The organism is Pseudomonas sp. Pseusp11 (assembly GCF_047304405.1).
Lineage (GTDB): Bacteria > Pseudomonadota > Gammaproteobacteria > Pseudomonadales > Pseudomonadaceae > Aquipseudomonas.
In genome coordinates, this window is record NZ_JBGLZF010000008.1 from 21,469 (window position 1) to 42,680 (window position 21,212).

A 21,212-nucleotide genomic window follows, 5' to 3' on the forward strand; every position below is an offset into this window, starting at 1 on the left:
TCTCTACGATTCTTCAAGGACAACGACAACACCCGAGAAGCCGTCATGAAAACCGTCGCCCAGTTGCTCAAGTTAAAGGCCGAACAGAATCAGGAAGTCCACACCATTGCGCCTCATCAAATGGTGCTGGAAGCGCTGATGGTGATGGCCGCAAAAAACGTCGGTGCGTTGCCGGTCCTGAAAGATGGCAAGGTGGTCGGCATCATCAGTGAGCGGGACTATGCACGCAAACTGGTGCTCAAGGGACGCTCCTCCGTCGGCACACCGGTCAGCGACATCATGGTGTCGCCGGTGATCACCGTGGACACCCATCAAACCGTCGAAACCTGCATGGGCATCATGTCCGACAAACGCCTGCGGCACTTGCCGGTGGTGGAGGACGGTAAGCTGATGGGCTTGCTGTCGATCGGCGACCTGGTCAAGGAAGCCATTGCCGAACAGGCTGAACTGATTCGGCAGCTGGAGCAGTACATTCGCGGGGAGTGATTTCACACTGTGCGAGGGGGCTTTTGTGGCGAGGGAGCTTGCTCCCGCTGGGTTGCGAAGCGGCCCCACTCTCTACTTAAAAAGAAGGGGACTGCTGCGCAGTCCAGCGGGAGCAAGCTCCCTCGCCACAGACAAGCCCCACTCCCACAAAGGCTCGTTCCCACATTGGTTTGATGTGTTCCTATGGCCAATGCCGCGAGAAGACCGGCGCCAATACCGGGTGGCGGTCGAAGCGTTCGAGCCAGGCGAAGAACCCCGGCCGCGCAACGCGCAAGTGTTCCCGGGTGCCCGCCCACCGCGTCACCACCGCCGCCAGAATATCCAGCGCGCCCGGCTTGCCATCGCCCAGGTACAACTTGCCGGCGAATTGATCGGCAAACACCTCCCAATTCCAGTGCAGGCGCCGGCGGGCACCGGCCATGAGGTTTTGCCGGGACGACTCGTCCGCCTCGCCCAGCCAGCGCTCGGGGTAATCGATGATGCCGATGGCGCTGTAGCAATTGCTGACGATGTACACCAGACCATGAATCACCTGATCGCGCTTGATCGGATTTTCCGGCAACAGGTTCGACTCCGGGAACGTAAGGCCCAGGTGAATCAGGATGGCCGCACTCTCGGCAAGAACGCCGCCATCGGGCAGTTGCAGAGTGGGAACCTGCTTGAGCGGGTTGAGCTTCTCCAGCGCATGCACCGCCTCCGGGGACGATGATACGTCGATGAAGCGATAAGGAACCTCGCACAGTTCCAGCGCGGCTTCGATGGCGGCTGCACCCGAATTCTGATACCCATAGAGCTGGTACATGACTAAATCTCCTCTGCGACTCTCTCTTTGTAGCAGATGCCAAAGACTGCGCGCGAACCCTGTGGGTGCGAGCTTGCCCGGTTACCCTCCCGCGCGTTTCATACAGCGCTGATAGCGCTCGTCGACCCGCTTGGCAAACCACGCCGTGGTGAGTTTTCGGGTGATTTTCGGGCTTTGCAGCACGATCCCCGGCAACACCGCCCGGGGTAATGGCCGGCCTTCGGCCTGTTCGGCCAAAGCGAAGACGCGTTGATAGAGCGTGGTGTCCTCAAACTGAAGACTTTTACCCTCCTCCAGCTGATCCCGAATGGTCGGGTTGCGCATGTCCAATTGCTTGCCGAGGGTGCGCACCGCCAGTTCCGTGGTGCCGGGCATGATCGAGTCGTAGCGCACCAGATCACCATCCAGCGCCAGCGGGATACCCGTCGCACGACTGACCGCGTTCTGAAACGCCGCATTGCGGCTGGCGTACCAACCGGCATTGAAATCGGCGAAGCGATACAGCGGCTGCTTATAGCTCACCGGATAACCGAGCAAGTGGGCGATACCGAAATACAGGCCACCGCGACGGGTGAACACTTCGTGACGAATCGAGCCGTTCACCGGGTAGGGATAATCCCGCACATGCTGCTCGGCAAAGTCGATGCTGACCTGCATCGGCCCGCCAGTGTGTACCGGGTTGAAGCCGCCGAACAAGGTCCGGCCCATGGGCACCATGCCGATGAAGTCATCGAAAATCGCGCTGAGCTCTTTTTCGCTGCGCGCGGCACTCAGTCGGTCGCTGTAGCTTTTGCCGTTGGGTGAACGCACCTGCAAGGCACCGCTGACCAGCAAGCTGGGAATGTGGGCCTTATCGGCGCGGCGGTCGATTTCATCCCGGGCGATCTTGCCCAGGCCTGGCACCAGCGGGTCAGCCTGAAACGTCGACTCCTGCTCAGCGACCGCAAGTACCGAACACAGGTTTTGCGTGGTCGGCGAAATCTTTTGCGCGGCAAACGCTGCGTAGATATCCGTGGCCCAGCCCTGGCGGTCGACCGTTTTGGCCGGCAGCAGGCTGACGATTTCGGCCTTGACCTCGGCAGGCTTGCGGGCCGGCGGTTCCTGAGGGCGCTGAGTGCCGCAACCGGCCAGTACCAACAGCGCGGCCACGCTCATGATCAATCGATTGGCTTGCATGGTGCTCCATCAAATCCGTTGAGCCGGGTTAACCATACGATCAATGGCATGGCGCAGGCTATGACTATGCCGCCCTCTCCCTGTTCCGTAGCAACTCGTTCGCCGTAGCCGCTGTCGAGCCTGCGAGTGCCCCCCGGTTGAACCATACTTGATCCACACACCGAGGAGGACAGGCTCATGAACCGTAGCGATGTGCTGATCATCGGTGCCGGCCCGACCGGGCTGGTCCTGGCACTGTGGCTGAGCAAGCTGGGGATTGGGGTGCGGATTATCGACAAGACCTCGGCCCCCGGTACTACCTCACGCGCGTTGGCAGTACAGGCCCGAACGCTGGAGCTGTATCGCCAGCTCGACCTCAGCGACGCCGTGGTGCAGCACGGCCATAAAGTGTGCGCCGCGAATTTCTGGGTCAAGGGCGAACCGGTCGCACACCTGCCGCTGAGCGCCATCGGCGAGGGTTTGACGCCCTATGCGTTCCTGGAAATCTATCCGCAAGACGAGCACGAACAACTGCTGATCGAACGCCTGGAGACCTTTGGCATTACGGTGGAGCGCAACACCGAATTGCAAAGTTTCGAGGAAACCGGCGACGGCATCACCGCAACACTGCGCTTGCCCGATGGCCAACAGCAAACCTGTCAGGCCTGTTACCTCGCTGGCTGCGACGGCGCCCGCTCGATCGTGCGCAAATCCCTGGACACCGATTTTCCGGGGGGCACCTACCAGCAGATTTTCTACGTGGCGGATGTGCAGGCCCGCGGCCAGACGTTCAACGGTGAATTGCATGTGGACCTCGACGAAGCCGACTTTCTCGCCATTTTTCCTTTGTCCAGCGAAGGTCGCGCCCGACTGATTGGCACGGTTCGCGACGAACGCGCCGAGCGCGCCGAAACCCTCCAGTTTGCAGACGTCAGCAGACGGGCCATCGAGAATTTAAAGGTGCAGATCGATCAGGTGAACTGGTTCTCGACCTACCGCGTGCATCACCGGGTAGCGGATCACTTTCGTACCGGACGCGCGTTTCTGTTGGGTGACGCTGCCCATGTCCACAGCCCGGCGGGTGGCCAGGGCATGAACACCGGGATTGGCGATGCGATCAATCTGGCCTGGAAGCTCGCGGCGGTGTTGAGCGGCAGCGCCACGGCCAAACTGCTCGACAGTTATGAAACCGAACGCATCGCCTTTGCCCAGCGCCTGGTGGCCACCACTGATCGGGTGTTCAATTTCGTCACGGCCGATGGGCCAATTGCCGACGTAATGCGCATGCGCGTGGCGCCCTTTTTGATCCCGAAAATGATCTCGTTCGAGGCCGTCCGGGAGTTCATGTTTCGCACGGTGTCACAGACCACCCTCAACTATCGCGGTATGCCGTTGAGTGAGGGCGTTACCGGCCATATTCACGGCGGTGATCGCCTGCCCTGGGCCCACGACGATGAAGGGGACAACTTCGAATCGCTGAAATACCTGACCTGGCAGGTGCATGTGTATGGCGAAACCAGCGACGAGATGATCGCCTGGTGCAGCGCGCATCACCTGCCGTTGCAGGTGTTCGACTGGCGACCGGTGTTTGAAACCGTGGGACTGGCGCGCAACGGGTTTTACCTGCTGCGCCCGGATACCTATGTGGCGATCGCCGATTACAGCGCCGATCCGAAGGTGATCGAACGGTATTTCCGCGATCATGGGATACGGCCTTTTATCGTCTGAAGATCAAAGATCGCAGCCTGCGGCAGCTCCTACAGGATCGATGTTTACCCGCAATATTGCGGCGAACGCATTCAATGTAGGAGCTGCCGAAGGCTGCGATCTTTTGATTGTTTAGATCCCGGCCAGGGCCAGGTCCATTGCGAAGTAGGTGAAAATCAAATCCGCCCCCGCCCTTTTGATCGCCCCCAGACTCTCACGCACGACGCGATCTTCATCGATCGCCCCAGCCTGGGCGGCGAATTTGATCATCGCGTATTCACCGCTCACCTGATACGCCGACAACGGCAGACGCGAGGCTTCGCGGATGTCGCGGATGATGTCCAGGTACGCGCCGGCCGGCTTGACCATCAGCGCGTCGGCGCCTTCCTGTTCGTCCAGCAACGACTCACGCACCGCTTCACGACGGTTCATCGGATTCATCTGATAGCTTTTGCGGTCACCCTTGAGCGCACTGCCGCCGGCTTCGCGGAACGGGCCATAAAGCGCCGAGGCGAATTTGGTCGAATAGGCCATGATCGCGGTCTGGCTGAAACCCGCTGTATCGAGCGCCCGGCGAATCGCCTGGACCTGCCCGTCCATCGCAGCCGACGGCGCGATCACATCGGCGCCGGCCCGGGCGGCGGCCACGGCTTGTTTGCCGAGATTGATCAGGGTCTGGTCGTTATCAACTTCGTGCTGGTGCAACACGCCGCAATGGCCGTGGTCGGTGTACTCACAAAAACAGGTGTCGGACATCACGATCATTTCCGGCACGGCGTTTTTGGCGATGCGCGACATGCGCGACACCAGGCCGTTATCGTTCCAGGTGTCGCTGCCGTTGCTGTCCAGATGATGAGACACGCCGAACGTCATCACCGACTTGATCCCCGCCCGGGCGTAACGCTCGATCTCGCCGGCCAGTTTCGACTCGGGAATGCGCATCACCCCGGGCATGCTCTTGATCGGCACGAAATCGTCGATTTCTTCCTCGACGAAAATCGGCAGCACCAGATCGTTCAAGCTGAACTCGGTTTCCTGGAACAGGCTGCGCAGGCTCGCATTGCGGCGCAGACGGCGTGGACGTGCTTCGGGGAACTGACTGGACATGGACCTTCCTGAAGAGACGAAATTCGTAGGGCGCAAAGCTTATGCCCTGCAAGGTGCGGGACACAAACCTCGATCGCTCAAGACAACGTTACCGCGGCGGCAACAATCGCCCGCATCGAATACCGCCTGCTCTCACAGGTTAGATCGTCAGCGTTCCGGTAATACACGTCACTACAGCACCACCAATCCAGATCTCATCCCCCACCTGCTCCACCCGAATCCGCCCGGCGCGGCCCATGGTCAGGCCCTGACTGACGACATAAGACGCCGGAGCCAGCCCTTCGCTGAGCAACCATTGAGCGATCCCGGCGTTCAGGCTGCCGGTAGCCGGGTCTTCCGGCATGCCGTCGCCGGAGATGAATGCACGCACTTCGAACTGCGCGTCAGCACCATCATTCTCGGGGTGCCATGGCGCGATGACACCGACGGCGAGGCCGAGCATCTGTGCATGATCCGGCTGCAAGTCCAGAATCTGCTGGCGGTCCGCGACCATCACCGCCAGCCAACCGGCACCGTTGTCGACCCATTGCGTGCGCACAATCGCCCCCGGCGCCAACCCGAGCCCCTGCCGTACGCGCTCGACCAGCCCGGCGTCCACCGGGCCGGACCTGAGCAGCGGTGGCGCGAGAAACGCCAGCTCCGTCCCCTGCCGACGCACCCGCACCAGGCCGACACCACACTCCTGAATAATCTCCTCACCCTTGGGCACCCCACCGGCCTCGAGCCAGGCATGGCACGTGCCCAGTGTCGGATGACCGGCGAACGGCAACTCTTGCAGGGTGGTGAAGATACGTACTCGATAGTCGGCCCGGGGGTCTCGAGGTTCGAGCACGAACGTGGTTTCGCTGAGGTTGGTCCAGTTCGCGAATGCCGCCATGCGTTCATCGCTGAGCCTGTCTGCGCCAAACACCACCGCCAACGGGTTGCCCTTGAGCGCGACGGGGCTGAAAACATCTACTTGCTTGAAATCGAATGCGCTCATTGCCTGCCTTGGTGATGAAGGATTCAAAGGGATTGCCTGGGGATTTCCAGACCGCGAATTACCGCCGGTCTTGCCAGGAAACGCTCCAGCACGCGGGTGACGTTGGGGAAATCCTGGATGCCGACCAGGTCGCCGGCCTCGTAGAAGCCGATCAGGTTGCGCACCCACGGAAAAGTCGCGATGTCGGCAATGGTGTAGCGCTCGCCCATGATCCAGTCGCGCCCTTGCAGACGGCCATCGAGGACCTTGAGCAAGCGCTTGCTTTCGTCGACGTAGCGATCACGCGGACGCTTGTCTTCGTAGTCCTTGCCGGCGAATTTGTTGAAAAAACCGAGCTGGCCGAACATCGGCCCGATACCGCCCATCTGAAACATCAGCCACTGAAGGGTCTCGTAACGCGCTGCCGACTCCTGGGCCAGCAGTTGCCCGCTCTTGTCGGCGAGGTAAATCAGAATCGCCCCGGACTCGAACAGCGCCAGCGGTTGGTCGCCCGGGCCGTGGGGGTCGAGGATCGCCGGGATCTTGTTGTTGGGGTTCAGCGACAGAAACTCAGGGGACAGCTGATCCTGGGTGTCGAAGCCCACACGATGCGGCTCATAGGGCAGCCCGATCTCTTCGAGCATGATCGAAACCTTGACGCCATTGGGCGTTGGCAAGGAATAGAGCTGGATCCACTCCGGGTACTGGGCCGGCCATTTTCGAGTGATGGGGAATGCAGACAAATCGGTCATCGGGAGCTTCCACGGGAAAATCGGAGTGAAGATCATAAGGGGGACGGGGCCAAGATGTGTACTGTGTCCATGAATCCGAAACATCCTGTCGATAACCTTCCCCCCAATCCGTCCGAGGTTGCCGCTAAAGTGCCAGGCACCTCGCTCGGATCGAAGCTCGAATCGAACCAAAAGGGCTTCATCGGACTCTGAGCATTGCCCTGTTAGAAATGGACCGGGTCAACGACATGGAAAACACCCTATGCTAGGAGCTTGAGGTGTCAATGTTTGTCAGCCTTAACCAAATGCGCTGAAGATCACCTATTCGATGATGAATCCTTTGAAATTCACCAACCGCTTCAAACATCGTGCTTATATCTTCCTGCCTGCTCTGTTGGCGGCCAGCGCGTTGCTTTTGTCGCTGGAGTCCAGTGTAAGCCGCGCCCAACCGGTGGACGGTACACAGACGCTGGTGTTTTTGCGTCACGCGGAGAAACCGGCCGGCGGCCTGGGTCAGCTCAATTGCCAGGGACTGAACCGCGCCATCGACCTGGCCACCTTGCTGCCGGAAAAATTCGGCAAGGCCAACTACGTGTTTGCCGCCAACCCGACGCGCAATGTCGAGGAAGGCGAACTGGATAACTCCTACAGTTACATCCGCCCCCTGATGACCATCAGCCCCAGCGCGATCAAGCTCGGCTTACCGGTGAACATCGAATTTTCGGCCAACGACACCAGCGACCTGGCCGATGAACTGCTTCGCGACAAGTATCACAACTCGATCATCTATACCGCCTGGTCCCATGGCTACCTGCCTGAGCTGATCAACAAGGTCGCCGGGGAAGCCGTCGGCTCAGAACAGCGCATCACCGATGACTGGGCATCCAGCGACTATGACTCGCTGTACGTGCTCACGCTGACCTGGCACAACGGCAAGGCCAGCCTGCAGAGCCACAGCTACAAGCAAGGGCTCAATAACGGCCCGGAGAGTTGTCCGACGTAAGCGGTCGGGCACCTGCTGGCCCCATCGCGAGCAAGCCCGCGATGGGGCCAGCAAAAACAACATCACCCCCGCTGCTTACCCCGCTCCCGCAAATATTCGAGAACCGCCCCCCGATCCCCGACAAACTCGATCCGCGCGCCCTTTTTCTCCCGCTGAAACACATACATCGGGTCGTAATACTCACGCAGCAACCCTTCGATCCAGCCCCGGTGCAAGTCCACCGCGCCGCTATTGGCCTGTTCCGCCAGCGCATCTTCCATCAAGGTCAGCATCCGCCAATGACGTTCGCCGCCCAGGCGTTTCTGGACATTGTTCAGGCTCGCCAACATCCGTTCGGAAAACAGCGTGAAGCCTTCATCGCCATACACCTCGATGAACTCGGCGCATAAATCCACCACGTAATCGCGCAGGATCCGCTCGACGCGCCCTTCCAGGCTGTCTTCCAGCCAGACCATCGGAAACTGCTGCATGCCCTGATACAGCGGCAACGGCAGCGCGCAACTGCCGATCGCGCGGCTCTCGTCTTCGAGCACAAACTGCTCGATACCGCTGGCACGCTTTTTCAGCACGTCCACGGTCAGGCGGTTTTCAAAGTCGATGTTGGAGGGTTGGCCGGTGGCGCGTTTGCCGAAGCTGGAGCCGCGATGATGGGCGTGACCTTCAAGGTCCAGCGCGTTGCTCAATTGCGTGAGCACCTCGGTCTTGCCGGTGCCGGTCATGCCGCCCAGCAAAACGAAATCGCACTGGGCTACGGCCTGGTCGAGCGTGTCGAGCAAGAAGGTGCGCATGGCCTTGTAGCCGCCACCGACCCGCGGATAGTCGATGCCCGCTTCGTCCTTGAGCCACTGCTGGGTGATCTGCGAACGCAGTCCGCCGCGAAAACAATACAAATAACCATCCGGATGCGCCCGGGCAAAATCGGCCCAGGCCTGGATGCGCTCGGCCTTGATCGCGCCGGCCACCAATTGATGCCCCAGCGTGATGGCCGCTTGCTGACCGTGTTGCTTGTAGCAAGTGCCGACCCGTTGCCGCTCGTGGTCATTCATCAGCGGCAGGTTGACCACGCCGGGGAATGAGCCTTTGAGGAATTCGATCGGCGCGCGCACATCCATCATCGACCGGTCGTTGAGGAAGATGTCGCGGTAATCGGTGAAGTCTCTGGACATCAAACCACCTCAACCGCGTGGGTCTGTCGTTCAACCAGTTCGCCGATCGGCTGAAGGGCCAGCCCAAGTTCGGCCGCCACCGCCAGGAACGCTGCGTCGCCTTCGGGCGTGACTGCAATCAGCAAACCGCCGCTGGTCTGCGGGTCGCAGAGCACGCGTTTATGCAACTCCTGGAGCCGGCCGACCTTGCTGGCGTAGCTGTCGAAATTGCGCAGCGTGCCGCCGGGCACGCAGCCCTGATCAAGGTAATACTCGACGCCCGGCAGGCGCGGCACACGGTCATAGCCGATGCGAGCGGTCACGTTGCTGCCATCGGCCATTTCCACCAGATGCCCGAGCAGGCCGAATCCGGTGACGTCAGTCATTGCGGTTACGCCGTCGAGCTTGCCGAAACGGCTGCCGGGTTTGTTCAGGGTGCACATCCAGTCGCAGGCCAGGCCGATGTCGGCATTGCGCAACTTACCCTTCTTCTCGGCGGTGGTGAGGATGCCGATGCCCAAGGGTTTGGTGAGGTAGAGCAGGCATCCGGCGGTGGCGGTGTCGTTGCGCTTCATGTGGCGCTTTTCCACCAGTCCGGTCACGGCCAGGCCGAAGATCGGCTCAGGTGCGTCGATGGAATGGCCACCGGCCAAGGGAATTCCCGCTTCATCGCAGACCGACCGACCGCCGCGAATCACTTCCCGGGCAATCTCCGGCGCCAGCACATTGACCGGCCAGCCGAGGATCGCAATCGCCATCAACGGATCGCCGCCCATGGCGTAAATGTCGCTGATGGCGTTGGTGGCGGCGATACGGCCGAAATCGAACGGGTCGTCGACAATCGGCATAAAGAAGTCAGTAGTCGATACCACGCCGCGCTCTTCATCGATGGCATACACCGCCGCGTCATCGCGCGAGGCATTGCCAACCCAGAGTTTCGGGTCCAGGTTCTGCGCCCCGCTACCGGCCAGAATCACCTCCAGTACCTGGGGCGAAATCTTGCAGCCGCAACCTGCGCCGTGGCTGTATTGGGTCAGACGAATCGGCTCGCTCATGGGATGCACCTTGTGAAGTCAATGCCCAGGATTCTACAGCAACCCCCATTTGTAGGAGCCGCAATAAGTGATCCATTGTGGCGAGGGAGCTTGCTCCCGCTCGGGTGCGAAGCACCCGCAAACCTGGCGGACAGGGATTCCCAGAAACACCGCATGCAAGGTTTTGGGGCTGCTGCGCAACCCAGCGGGAGCAAACTCCCTCGCCACAAAAGCTCAGGCCACAGATCAGGTGACACCACTTTGGTGCATGTCCTGTCCAGATCCCCTTCGCCCCGAGTTCCATTCGTTTTACCTATCCTCCCGAAATCCTTGACCGAAAGGACAGCAAAACCGCCAATTCCTCCGGCTTTTCAGCGCTTTGAGAAAATTGGTATAGCTTGTGCAAACGTTTGCGAGTCGCCGATACCGGCCTGTTCGCCACTTAAACCGCACAAGCCCGCACCATCGGGCCTTCGATACGCACGAAAAGGGACTTTTAATGCATTGCACCTCCAGTCGCGTGACTTGCTCGCGCACGTTTGCTGTTTCCTTGCTGTTGGCCAGCGTTACAGGACTACTCAGCAGCTCCGCGTTGGCCCAACCGGCCACCACCGAAGAATCCGCCCAGGGCGAAGCCCTCAGCCCTGAAGCCAACCCACCGAAAAAAGGCGCGTACCTGTCGGACTGGTTCAATCAGGACCTGACCGTCATCGGCAGCAAGGACATCAGTTTCGGCCCGCAACCGGCCGACGATATTTACCTGGAGTACGAATACTTCGGCCGCAAGGGGCCGTTCGAGTTGTACGGCTACATCGACATTCCGAAGATCTTCGACATCGGCAACAGCCATGACAAAGGCGTGTGGGATCACGGCTCGCCAGTGTTCATGGAGCACGAACCGCGGATTTCCATCGACTACCTCGCCGGCCGCAGCCTGGCCGTCGGGCCGTTCAAGGAATGGTACGTGGCGTTCGACTGGATCTACGACCACGGCAGCAACAGCGCCAATCGTGCCAACACGCTGTACAGCGGCCTCGGCACCGACATCGACACCCATTCGCGGGTCAACCTGTCGGCCAACTTCTACGGTCGCTACCAGTGGGAAAACTACGGCGCCAGCAACGAATATTCGTGGGACGGCTACCGCGCCCAGCTCAAATACATCGTGCCCATCAGCAGTTTCAGCAACGGCGCTTCGTTGACCTACATCGGTTTCACCAACTTCGACTTCGGCTCCGATCTGCACAAAGACAACCCGGCCCGCACCGCCAATGCCACCGTGGCCACCAACGTGTTGCTCTACGCCTTCACCCACTTGCGTTTCACCCTGGTCGGCCGTTACTTCCACAACGGCGGCAACTGGGAGGACGGCGGTGAGTTGAATTTCGGCGACGGCGACTTCCGCGCCCGTTCCAACGGCTGGGGTTACTACGCCGGTGTCGGCTATCAGTTTTAAGGCTCATTTGAATCAGGAGGTTTTATGAAGGCAATGACGCGTCTTTCCCTGTCTGTCGGTTTTGCGGCAAGCACCCTGCTCTCTTCCTCTGCCTGGGCGGTAGAAGCGCCGATCCAGCCGAAAGTGATGCTGATCACCATGTTCGCTCCCGAGGCGCAGAACTGGATCGATCGCCTGGAACTCAAGCAGGAAGTGCGAGTACCGGGCCTGTCCGCCGAGTACCCGAACATTCGCTGCAACACCGAACAGGTGTGCCTGATGGTCACCGGCATGGGCCAGACCAATGCGGCGGCCTCGACCCTGGCCCTGGCGCTGTCGCCGAAATTCGACCTGCGCAAAAGTTACTTCCTGATCGCCGGGATTGCCGGCATCAACCCGAAACACGGGACCATCGGCACCACCGCGTGGGCGCACTACCTGGTGGAGTTTGGCACCCAGTGGGAACTGGACTCCCGGGACGCGCCGAAAGACTGGCCGACCGGTTACTTGGGCATCAACACCAAAGGCCCGAACGAAAAACCGCCGCTGGATTACAAGACCGAAGTCTTCGAACTCAATCCAAAGCTGCAAGCCAAGGCCTTCGCCCTGAGCCACAAGGTCGAACTGAGCGAGAGCAAGGAATCGGCGGCGTGGCGCTTGAAGTATCCGTCGGCCCCGGCCAATCAACCGCCGGTGGTGACGCAGTGCGACACGCTGGCGGGCAATACCTGGTTTTCCGGGACGCGCTTGAGTGAACGGGCGGAAGTCTGGACAAAATTGCTGACCAACAATGAAGGTGTCTACTGCACCACTCAGCAGGAAGACAACTCCACCTACGAGGCACTGCTGCGGGCCAGTCGCGAAGGTCTGGTGGATGTCCGTCGTTTGGCGGTGGTACGCGCCGGTTCCGACTTCGACCGGCCGGCGCCGGGCCAGAGCGAGGTGGATAACCTACTCAAATACGCCGATCAGGGCGGGTTTGTGCCGGCACTGGAGAACCTGTACCGCACGGGGAATCCGTTGGTGCAGGAGATCTTAAAGAATTGGTCGGCTTGGGAGAAAGGCGTGCCTGAAGCCTGATCTGATAGGTGGGAGCGGGCTTGCCCGCTCCCACACTTGATCCGGGGTGTATTTCCAGTTGCATCCATTTCAAGGCAACAAAATCACCTTGTCGCCACTGCCCTGATTCACCTCGGCATACCGTTCCAGCCCCTCGGCCAACGGCGATTCAACCAGCCCTTCCGGCAACGGCAACAGGCCCTGATCGAAAAAGCTTCCGAACTGTTCGAGCATCGCCGCACACGCCTGAACCCCGTACAGCAACGAATTGATCCCTACCACCGAACCGCCCTTGCGATACAGCGCCAGGGCCGGCAATTGCACATGCCCATCCGCCGGTGCGGCGATGATTGCGATTCGGCCGAACGCGGCCAGCGCCGGGACCGAGGCCGGTAGCCAGAAACCGGTGGTGTCGAAGATCACGTCGGCGCCGCCGGCATACACAGCGTTGACCTGTGCGCCCAGGTCCTCAGGCTTATCCAGTTGCAGCGTCTGATAACCCTGAGCCTGCAAATCCTTGACCTGTTCCGGCCGCCGCGCCGCCGCCAGCACCTGGGCGCCCCGGACTTTGGCCAGCGCCAATGCTGCGCTGCCCACCGCCCCGCCGCCGATCACCAACAGCCGCGTTCCGGTGGTGACAAGGCTGCGTTCCAGCGCATCCCACGCCGTGGTGTACGGCACGCCAAGGCTGGCGGCCTGGGCAAAGCTCAGATGCGTCGGCTTCAGCGCCACGCCATTGGCCGGCAGTTTGACGAATTGCGCGTGGGAACCGTCGGCAAAGAAGCCCAGCTCCCGGCCGGTGCCCCAGACTTCCTGGCCGATCAGCGCCTGCGGGCCTTCGACGACGACGCCAGCGAAATCACGCCCGGGAATCCGCGGCAATGTGGTGTAGGGAAAGCGCCCCAGTACGTTTTTCACATCGCTGGGATTGAGCCCCGCCGCCTTGATCTGGACCAGCACTTCGTCAGCACCGGGAACGGGGGTGGGAACCTCAACGTAGCGCAGGGCCGAGAGGTCGCCGGTTTTGTCGAATTGCAGTGCTTTCATGGGCATTTCCACCAAATGGATAAGAGGTTTCAGGAGATCCAGCCCGCCACCAGTTGCCGGCCCAAGGGCCACAACTGCTCACCGGCGAGCATGCCCAGCAGACCCACCAGCGCGATGGCCGGTGGTGCGGGGGAACGAAAATCCAGCGCGCCATAGAGCAGGCCGACGCCCAGACCGATACCCAACGAGATAAGGTAGTTCATGACAGACTCCGTGGCATAAGGGGGTATGCGCAGAGTCTAGAGAGAGGTCGCCACGGGCATCGGCCAAGTACTTCTGAATGTCGGCCAAAGCGCTTTTTACGCAGCGCCGCCCCGTTGCTGGCTCACGCAAAACTGCGAAGGCGCGACGCCCAGTTCCCGGCGGAACATGTCGCTGAAACTGCTCGGCGAATAACCCAGTTCCCGGGCTATCGCGCTGACCGGCACGCCCTGAATCAATTCGGCCGCCGCGGTCGCCAGTTGCACCTGCCGCCGCCATTCGGCGAAGCCCATGCCCAAACCGTCCTTGAACAACCGCGCCAGGGTACGCACGCTGGCACCGGTATTTTCGGCGTGTTGCTCGAAGGAAATATCCAGCGACGGTGACGCCATGACCGCCTGGCACAGGTTCATCAGCCGCCGGTCGGAATCGTCCGGTAGCGGTATTTTCAGTAATGAACGTCGGGCGCGCTTGAGCTCCAGCAAGGCCAGGCCGACCAGCGCGTCGTAGTAATCCGGGGCACCGTCGTCGCCCTGCTCCACCAGCCCGACGATCAGTTCGCGCAGCAAGCCGCCGACTTCAATCACTTGCACACTGTCGTCCAGTGTCGCCGCCAATGACGGCCGCAGGTAGATGTTGCGCATCTGCAAGTCAGAGACCACGCGAATCCCGTGCGGCACACCCGGCGGCAGCCAGACCGCCCGTTGCGGCGGCACCACCAGTGCTTCATGGGGTGTCTCGACCCACATCACGCCGCTCATTGCGTACAGCAACTGGCCCCACACATGTTCGTGAGGCTCGATATACAACCCACGCGGGTAAGTACGTGCCAGCGGTTGCACCGGCACATCGGTATCGCTTAAATCAGGGGGTGCGGCCTTGGCCATAGGCTAGGATCATTGAGGGGCAGAAAGGCTCCATGGTAGCGAGGCCTGCGATGTGTCGCCAGTCGCTGTAACCGACTGACAATCCGACTGAATTTTTCGCGCGCCTGGCGATCCTTCTATTACAACAGGGAGGAATACAGGTTTTATGAACAACGCAAAACTTTTCGTCATTGAATACACACTTCATGGCAAGCCCAAGTCTTTCATCATCCGCCAGGACAAAATGGACAATACAGAAGCCTGGCACTGGGCAAGTTGCGACGCAGGCATAGGCCGGATCCCGCGTTTTGGCCGTGAGCGGGTGCAAAAGACCAGCAAACCTGTGGCGGAAAAATTCGGCGTCGAGAATGTGACCTGGCGGCCGACGAGTTGAGCTTTGAAAGGGAGAGTGAATATTCAAACTGAAAGTGGAGCCGCAGCGGCTCCACTTTTTTTGGGTGAACGGTCAGTGCTTAGCGCACTTGCAGCCTTTGGTGGAACATTCTTCGCCGTGTTGGTGATGTTTGGCGCAGCCTTCGCAGCAATAGTGCTTGCCGTGACGCACGATGGGGTGATCACCCAGTTTGCAGGAGCATTTCGGGCAGTCGCAGGTACCGTCGTTCATGAGTCTGACTCCATGGTTAGGGTCGTCCGGGTGCGACGGATGCGCACCGTAATACCAGTGTAGGAGTTGGAGCCAGCCCTGCCCCGCTCACCGCATCAAATGCGGAATTGCCCGACCAATTGCCCCAGGCGCTGACCGAGATCGGCCAGGCTGCGCGAGGTTTGTGCGCCGCGCTGGGTTTCGTCAGCGACGCTGTCTACTGCCACGGCGATCTGATGCACGCTGCGGTTGATCTCTTCGGCCACGGCGGTTTGCTCTTCGGCGGCGCTGGCAATCTGCGCGTTCATCGAGTTGATGGTGCCAATCAGTTGGGCCATGGCGTCCAGCGACGCTCCGGCCTCATTGGCCTGGGCCGACGTACCGTCGCCGGCCTCGCTGGAGCGGCGCATGGACTCGACCGCCGATTGGGTGCCGGCCTGCAAGCGGTCGATCATGCCCTGGATTTCCTGGGTACTGATTTGCGTGCGACTGGCCAGCGCCCGCACTTCGTCGGCAACCACCGCAAAACCACGTCCGGCCTCACCGGCACGGGCAGCTTCAATGGCGGCGTTGAGCGCCAGCAGGTTGGTCTGCTCGGCAATCGAACGGATCACCCCGAGCACGCTGACAATCGACGACACGTCTTTTTGCAGGCTGTCGAGGGACACGCCGCTGCTGCGAATGTCGTTCACCAGTGCATGAATCTTCACGATGCTGCCGGCCACCACGCGCTTGGCGGCCTGGCCTTCTTCGTCGGTCTGCTGGGCAGCGACCGCGGCGTTTTGCGCGCTCTTGGCCACTTCCTGGGCTGCCGCCGACATTTGGTTGATCGCCGTGGCCACCTGATCGGTCTCGTGACGCTGGCGCTCCATGGCCTGATCCGAGCGTTGGGCCTGATCGGAAACCTGATTCACCAGCCCGGTCAGTTGCGAGGTCATTTCAGTGATCTGCCGCACCAGGCCGTGGATCTTGTCGACGAAACGGTTGAACGAGCCGGCCAGTTCGCCGAGTTCATCCTGGCTGGTGATGGTCAAGCGCCGGGTCAGGTCGCCCTCGCCCGCCGCGATGTCGTCGAGGTTGGCCTTCATCAGGTTCAGCGGACGCAGAATGGTATTGGCCAGCAACATCCCGGCCGCGGCGATCACCAGCAGCACCACCACGGCAATCCCGACAATGCTCAGCACCACGCCCTGCATGCGTTCCTGGACCTTGATCTCGACCAGCGCCACTTGCGCTTCGATGCCGTCGAGATTGACCGAGGTGCCGACCGCCATGTCCCACTTCGGCAGGTATTCGGTGTAGCCGAGCTTGGGCACCAGCACTTGACTGTTGCCCGGCAGTGGCGAGCTGTATTGCAGGTAGTGGGTCCCGTCCTTGGCGACTTTCACCAGGTCACGGTTGACGTAGACGCCGTTCGGGTCGCGGTTGTCCTTGAAGCTCTGGCCCACGCCTTCGGGGCTGTTGGCCTTGAACAGGCGCACAGTGTTGGAGTCGTAGCCGAAGAAGTAGCCGTCCTTGCCGTAGCTGATGCTCGACAGCAACTTGATCACCTGCGCCCGCGCCGCGTCATCGCCGGGAGCGGCCGCGTCGTAGAGCGGCTTGATCGTGGTCATGGCCACGGTAACGTAGCTTTGTAGGGTCGCTTTGGCGTCGCTGAGCAGGCGCTGACGGGTTTCCTCGACTTCCTTGCGGGCCTGTTCCTGCAGGATGAACAGCGTGGTCAGGCTGATGACCAGCGCAAAGAGCAACACCGGGAGGACGGCAAGGGACAGGACTTTGGCCTTCAGGCTCATGCGCATGACGTTCACTCTTTTGATTTTTTTGGCGTGGTTAAAGGCTATAACGGCACGCCAGATCAAAAGTTGAACGCGGTCCCACAAGGTAAAGTGGTTACAGAACCATCGCCGCCACCCAACCGAACGCCAGCAACGGCAGGTTGTAGTGCAGGAAGGTCGGGACCACGGTGTCCCAGATGTGGTGATGCTGGCCGTCGATATTCAGACCGGAGGTCGGGCCCAGGGTCGAGTCCGACGCCGGTGAACCGGCATCGCCCAACGCGCCGGCCGTGCCGACGATGCACACGATGGCGATCGGGCTAAAGCCCAGTTGCACGCACAACGGCACGAAAATCGCCGCCAGAATCGGTACCGTGGAAAACGACGAGCCGATGCCCATGGTCACCAACAGGCCCACCAGCAGCATCAACAGCGCCCCGATGCCTTTGCTGTGGTCGATCCACGAGGCCGAGGACTCCACCAGTGTCTGCACATGACCGGTGGCTTTCATCACTTCGGCAAACCCGGACGCGGCGATCATGATGAAGCCGATCATCGCCATCATCTTCATGCCTTCGGTGAACAGGTCGTCGGTTTCACGCCACTTGACGATGCCCGACGCCGAAAAGATCAGGAAGCCCACCAGCGCCCCGATAATCATCGAGTCCAGCAACAGCTGAATAATGAACGCCACGACAATCGCCAGACCGGCGACCATCAGGCTCAAGGGGTTGTACTGCACCGCGACCTGTTCGACTTGCTCGATCTTTTCCAGGTCGTAAACGCGCTTCTTGCGGTAGCTGATGAAGGCTGCCGCGAGGCCAAACACCATGCCCAGCGCCGGAATGCCCATGGCATGGGTGACGTTGATGCCGCTGATGTCCACCCCGCTACGGGCAACGTTGGCCAACAGGATTTCATTGAGGAAGATGTTGCCGAAGCCCACCGGCAGGAACATGTACGGCGTGATCAGCCCGAAGGTCATCACGCAGGCGATCAACCGCCGGTCCAGTTGCAGCTTGGTCAGCACATATAAAAGAGGCGGTACCAGCAACGGGATAAAGGCGATATGAATCGGCAAAATGTTCTGCGAGGCGATGGCCACCACCCATAGCAGGCCGATCAGCAGCCATTTGACATTGCCGCCACCGTTGGCGTGCTGGCGATCGACCATTGCCAAGGCTTTGTCCGCCAAGGCGTGGGCCAGGCCGGACTTGGCAATGGCCACGGCGAACGCGCCGAGCAAGGCGTAGGACAACGCCACCGTCGCCCCGCCGCCGAGGCCGCTGTTGAAGGCTTTGAGGGTCGCATCGATCCCCAGGCCACCGGTCAAACCACCGACCAGCGCGCCCACAATCAGCGCGATTACCACATGCACGCGGGACAGGCTGAGTATCAGCATGATGCCGACCGCGGCAATTACTGCATTAATCATCGTTACCTCAAGGCAAGCGGAAAGAGTCCGTCCGGCAGTGCGCACAAGCGCCGCCAGCGGATTGAAGAGAGGGTTTTATTAGAGGGCGCGCACTGTGCCGCAGCATCGTCCCCTTGTCAAAGCGCACACCCATTGATTGCGTCTCTCCTGTGGCGAGGGAGCTTGCTCCCGTTCGGCTGCGAAGCAGTCGTAAAACCTGCCGATGCGGGCTGTCTGACTAAATGCTGGGGGGCCGCTTCGCGACCCAGCGGGAGCAAGCTCCCTCGCCACAGGCCCCTTCACCACATAGGTTGCAGTGATCGGGATTGGTTATTCAGCCTGCGACATAAAGAAAGCCAAATCACGGCCGCTACAGTGCAAAGTCTCAGATATTTATCGAATAAAAGGACGTTCCCATGTCGCTCAGACACCTTTCCATTCAATGGAAAATCACCCTGTTGGCCGGGCTGTGCCTGGCGGGCATCGTGACCCTGCTGGTAGGGCTTTCGCTGTATCGCATGGAGCACAGCTCGGCACTGGTGAAAGCCTCGAGCATGGAAATGCTCACCGAAGCCGCCCAGGCGCGCATCGAGTCCCAGGGTGAGGTCCAGGCGCTGGGGATTCGCCAGCAGTTCATGGACGCCTATCAATATGGCCATGGCTTTTCGCGGCAAGTGCTGTTTTTGCGCGATCAGGCCGAGAAACGTTTTCTCGATGCCTTCGACCTGCGTGAAGACCTGACCCGGCAGGTCAAGTCGGCCCTGCAGGCCAACCCGGACCTGCTTGGCCTGTCGCTGGTGTTCGAGGCCAATGCGCTGGACGGCAAGGACAATCTGTTCGCCGGCCAGGCGGAGCTGGGCAGTAACGACAAGGGCCGTTTCGCCCTGTACTGGTCGCAACCGACGCCCGGCAAAGTGACCTCCATGGCCCTGCCGGAAAGCGACATGGCCGACACCAGCACCGGCCCCAGCGGCGAGCCGGCCAACGCCTGGTTCACCTGCCCGCGCACCACGCTCAAGCCTTGCGTGATCGAACCCTACTTCTATGTGATCGACGGCCAGAACGTGCTGATGACCAGCATCGTGTTCCCGTTGATGGTCAACGGCAAAGTCATCGCCTCGCTGTCGGTGGACATCAACCTCAACAGCCTGCAAGCGATCAGTCAGAGCGCCAGCAAGAAACTCTATGACGGCCAGACCAGCGTCAGCATCGTCAGCCCGGTCGGTTTGCTGGCCGGCTACAGCCCGGACGCCAGCAAGCTCAGCCAGCGCCTCGACGCCGTGGACACCACCAACGGCGCCGAACTGCTGCGCCGGCTCACTGCCAGCAGCAAGACCGAGAGCCTGCACAGCAACCAGCAACTGAAAGTGCTGTCGCCGTTCCAGCCGATTCCCGGTGGCAAATCCTGGGGCGTGTTGCTCGACGTGCCGGAGAAGGTGCTGGTCGGCCCCGCCGAAGCGTTGAAGAAACAACTCGACGACAGCAACACCGCCGGCACGCTGGTGGAACTGTGCCTGGGTGTACTGGCGGCGCTCGTCGGTTTGTTACTGGTGTGGCTGATGGCCCGCAGTGTGACCAAACCGATCCTCGGCGTGGCCCGCATGCTGGAAGACATTGCCAGCGGCGAAGGCGACCTGACCCGGCGTCTGGCTTACGACAAAAAGGATGAGCTGGGCCAGTTGGCCGGTTGGTTCAACCGCTTCCTCGACAAGCTGCAACCGATCATCGCCCAAGTGAAACGCTCGGTGCAGGACGCCCGCAGCACGGCAGACCAATCGTCCGCCATCGCCACCCAGACCAGCGCCGGCATGGAACAGCAATACCGCCAGGTCGACCAAGTGGCCACCGCGTCCCACGAAATGAGCGCCACCGCCCAGGACGTCGCCCGCAGCGCCGCGCAGGCGGCACAAGCAGCACGCGATGCCGATCAGGCCACCCGTCAGGGTTTGACCGTGATCGACCGCACCACCACCAGCATCGACCATCTCGCCGCCGACATGAGCGCAGCCATGGTGCAGGTTGAAGGCTTGGCAGCGAACAGCGAGAAAATCGGTTCGGTGCTGGAGGTGATACGCGCCATTGCCGAGCAGACCAACCTGCTGGCGCTGAACGCTGCCATCGAAGCCGCCCGCGCCGGTGAGGCCGGACGCGGTTTCGCCGTGGTCGCCGATGAAGTGCGCAACCTGGCGCGACGCACTCAGGAGTCCGTGGAGGAAACCCGTCAGGTGATCGAGCAGTTGCAGGGCGGTACTCAGGAGGTGGTGAGTTCGATGAACAACAGCCATCGCCAGGCTCAGGGCAGTGTCGAGCAGGTGGGTCAGGCGGTGACGGCGTTGCGGCAGATTGGTGATGCGGTGACGGTGATCAGCGACATGAACCTGCAGATTGCCAGTGCGGCGGAAGAGCAAAGCGCGGTGGCCGAGGAAATCAATAACAACGTGGCGACCATTCGGGACGTGACCGAATCGCTGTCGGGGCAAGCCAATGAATCGGCGCGGGTGAGTCAGTCGCTTAACAGCCTGGCGAATCAGCAGCAGAGCTTGATGGACCAGTTTCGCGTGTGACCTGACACCTGTGGCGAGGGAGCTTGCTCCCGCTCGGCTGCGCAGCAGTCGTAAACCCGGTACACGCGGTGTAATTGACAGACCGCAATCAGGTTTTTGGGGGGGGCTTCGCCCCC

The 21,212-nt window shown here is 60.9% G+C and carries 19 protein-coding genes and 3 pseudogenes; 8 read left to right on the top strand and 14 right to left on the bottom strand.

Annotated elements, in window-relative coordinates:
- Positions 1 to 45 precede the first annotated feature (45 nt).
- Positions 46 to 486, top strand: coding sequence for a CBS domain-containing protein (locus tag ACCC96_RS08775; RefSeq protein ID WP_413695576.1), 441 nt, complete (start codon positions 46 to 48; stop codon positions 484 to 486).
- A 181-nt stretch (positions 487 to 667) separates the two neighbouring features.
- Here ACCC96_RS08775 and ACCC96_RS08780 read toward each other — a convergent pair whose 3' ends face one another.
- On the bottom strand, positions 668 to 1,288 hold the full coding sequence (locus ACCC96_RS08780) for a glutathione S-transferase N-terminal domain-containing protein (RefSeq protein ID WP_019648379.1): 621 nt from the start codon (positions 1,286 to 1,288) through the stop codon (positions 668 to 670).
- A gap of 81 nt (positions 1,289 to 1,369) precedes the next feature.
- Positions 1,370 to 2,464, bottom strand: coding sequence for a DUF1615 domain-containing protein (locus tag ACCC96_RS08785; protein ID WP_258669856.1), 1,095 nt, complete (start codon positions 2,462 to 2,464; stop codon positions 1,370 to 1,372).
- Positions 2,465 to 2,641: 177 nt separating this feature from the next.
- Here ACCC96_RS08785 and ACCC96_RS08790 point away from each other — a divergent pair, with 177 nt between their 5' ends.
- Complete coding sequence (locus ACCC96_RS08790) at positions 2,642 to 4,171, top strand: FAD-dependent monooxygenase (protein WP_413695577.1); 1,530 nt, start codon at positions 2,642 to 2,644, stop codon at positions 4,169 to 4,171.
- A 111-nt stretch (positions 4,172 to 4,282) separates the two neighbouring features.
- Here ACCC96_RS08790 and hemB read toward each other — a convergent pair whose 3' ends face one another.
- The 3 genes from hemB to ACCC96_RS08805 all read right to left on the bottom strand — a co-directional run bounded on the left by hemB (position 4,283) and on the right by ACCC96_RS08805 (position 6,970).
- Complete coding sequence (hemB, locus tag ACCC96_RS08795) at positions 4,283 to 5,257, bottom strand: porphobilinogen synthase (protein ID WP_413695578.1); 975 nt, start codon at positions 5,255 to 5,257, stop codon at positions 4,283 to 4,285.
- A 139-nt stretch (positions 5,258 to 5,396) separates the two neighbouring features.
- A complete protein-coding gene (locus ACCC96_RS08800) occupies positions 5,397 to 6,239 on the bottom strand; it encodes a PhzF family phenazine biosynthesis protein (RefSeq protein WP_413695579.1) in 843 nt (280 codons plus the stop codon).
- Positions 6,240 to 6,262: 23 nt separating this feature from the next.
- Positions 6,263 to 6,970, bottom strand: a complete 708-nt coding sequence (locus ACCC96_RS08805; protein WP_019648375.1) for a glutathione binding-like protein — start codon at positions 6,968 to 6,970, stop codon at positions 6,263 to 6,265.
- A gap of 307 nt (positions 6,971 to 7,277) precedes the next feature.
- Between ACCC96_RS08805 and ACCC96_RS08810 the strand changes: the two genes are divergently transcribed.
- Entirely contained in the window at positions 7,278 to 7,952 is a 675-nt protein-coding gene (locus ACCC96_RS08810; RefSeq protein WP_019648374.1) for a hypothetical protein, read from the top strand.
- 62 nt (positions 7,953 to 8,014) lie between these two features.
- Here ACCC96_RS08810 and mnmH read toward each other — a convergent pair whose 3' ends face one another.
- Together mnmH and selD are read right to left on the bottom strand one after the other, a co-directional pair.
- Positions 8,015 to 9,118, bottom strand: coding sequence for a tRNA 2-selenouridine(34) synthase MnmH (mnmH, locus tag ACCC96_RS08815; RefSeq protein WP_413695580.1), 1,104 nt, complete (start codon positions 9,116 to 9,118; stop codon positions 8,015 to 8,017).
- A complete protein-coding gene (gene selD, locus ACCC96_RS08820; protein WP_413695581.1) occupies positions 9,118 to 10,152 on the bottom strand; it encodes a selenide, water dikinase SelD in 1,035 nt (344 codons plus the stop codon). The genes mnmH and selD overlap by 1 nt, the downstream gene beginning before the upstream one ends.
- A 478-nt stretch (positions 10,153 to 10,630) precedes the next feature.
- On the opposite strand from selD, the gene ACCC96_RS08825 reads away from it, so the two are divergent.
- Together ACCC96_RS08825 and ACCC96_RS08830 are read left to right on the top strand one after the other, a co-directional pair.
- Positions 10,631 to 11,587, top strand: coding sequence for a nucleoside-specific channel-forming protein Tsx (locus ACCC96_RS08825; RefSeq protein WP_413695582.1), 957 nt, complete (start codon positions 10,631 to 10,633; stop codon positions 11,585 to 11,587).
- Between the two features lie 24 nt (positions 11,588 to 11,611).
- Positions 11,612 to 12,646 (top strand): purine-nucleoside phosphorylase, encoded by a 1,035-nt coding sequence (locus ACCC96_RS08830; protein ID WP_413695583.1) that lies wholly within the window; start codon positions 11,612 to 11,614, stop codon positions 12,644 to 12,646.
- A gap of 69 nt (positions 12,647 to 12,715) precedes the next feature.
- Here the strand turns inward: ACCC96_RS08830 and ACCC96_RS08835 are convergent, their stop codons facing one another.
- The 3 genes from ACCC96_RS08835 to ACCC96_RS08845 form a co-directional block, all read right to left on the bottom strand.
- Positions 12,716 to 13,672, bottom strand: a complete 957-nt coding sequence (locus ACCC96_RS08835; RefSeq protein WP_413695584.1) for a quinone oxidoreductase family protein — start codon at positions 13,670 to 13,672, stop codon at positions 12,716 to 12,718.
- A 29-nt stretch (positions 13,673 to 13,701) separates the two neighbouring features.
- Positions 13,702 to 13,875: a DUF1427 family protein gene (locus ACCC96_RS08840; RefSeq protein ID WP_007933035.1), complete on the bottom strand. Its 174-nt coding sequence runs from the start codon at positions 13,873 to 13,875 to the stop codon at positions 13,702 to 13,704.
- 96 nt (positions 13,876 to 13,971) lie between these two features.
- Positions 13,972 to 14,760 (bottom strand): AraC family transcriptional regulator, encoded by a 789-nt coding sequence (locus tag ACCC96_RS08845; RefSeq protein ID WP_413695585.1) that lies wholly within the window; start codon positions 14,758 to 14,760, stop codon positions 13,972 to 13,974.
- Between the two features lie 145 nt (positions 14,761 to 14,905).
- Between ACCC96_RS08845 and ACCC96_RS08850 the strand changes: the two genes are divergently transcribed.
- A complete protein-coding gene (locus tag ACCC96_RS08850; protein ID WP_413695586.1) occupies positions 14,906 to 15,133 on the top strand; it encodes a DUF6555 family protein in 228 nt (75 codons plus the stop codon).
- Positions 15,134 to 15,205: 72 nt separating this feature from the next.
- Here the strand turns inward: ACCC96_RS08850 and ACCC96_RS08855 are convergent, their stop codons facing one another.
- The 4 genes and pseudogenes from ACCC96_RS08855 to ACCC96_RS08870 all read right to left on the bottom strand — a co-directional run bounded on the left by ACCC96_RS08855 (position 15,206) and on the right by ACCC96_RS08870 (position 18,550).
- Positions 15,206 to 15,364: a metallothionein gene (locus ACCC96_RS08855; protein ID WP_413695587.1), complete on the bottom strand. Its 159-nt coding sequence runs from the start codon at positions 15,362 to 15,364 to the stop codon at positions 15,206 to 15,208.
- 95 nt (positions 15,365 to 15,459) lie between these two features.
- Complete coding sequence (locus tag ACCC96_RS08860; protein ID WP_370695268.1) at positions 15,460 to 16,281, bottom strand: methyl-accepting chemotaxis protein; 822 nt, start codon at positions 16,279 to 16,281, stop codon at positions 15,460 to 15,462.
- Positions 16,282 to 16,317: 36 nt separating this feature from the next.
- Positions 16,318 to 17,142, bottom strand: a pseudogene (locus tag ACCC96_RS08865) (cache domain-containing protein); the annotation flags it as partial.
- Between the two features lie 91 nt (positions 17,143 to 17,233).
- Entirely contained in the window at positions 17,234 to 18,550 is a 1,317-nt protein-coding gene (locus tag ACCC96_RS08870; protein WP_167331173.1) for a Na+/H+ antiporter family protein, read from the bottom strand.
- A 617-nt stretch (positions 18,551 to 19,167) separates the two neighbouring features.
- Between ACCC96_RS08870 and ACCC96_RS08875 the strand changes: the two are divergent.
- Together ACCC96_RS08875 and ACCC96_RS08880 are read left to right on the top strand one after the other, a co-directional pair.
- A pseudogene (locus tag ACCC96_RS08875) lies at positions 19,168 to 20,238 on the top strand (HAMP domain-containing protein); the annotation flags it as partial.
- Between the two features lie 267 nt (positions 20,239 to 20,505).
- Positions 20,506 to 21,096 (top strand): annotated as a pseudogene (locus ACCC96_RS08880) (methyl-accepting chemotaxis protein); the annotation flags it as partial.
- Positions 21,097 to 21,212 lie beyond the last annotated feature (116 nt).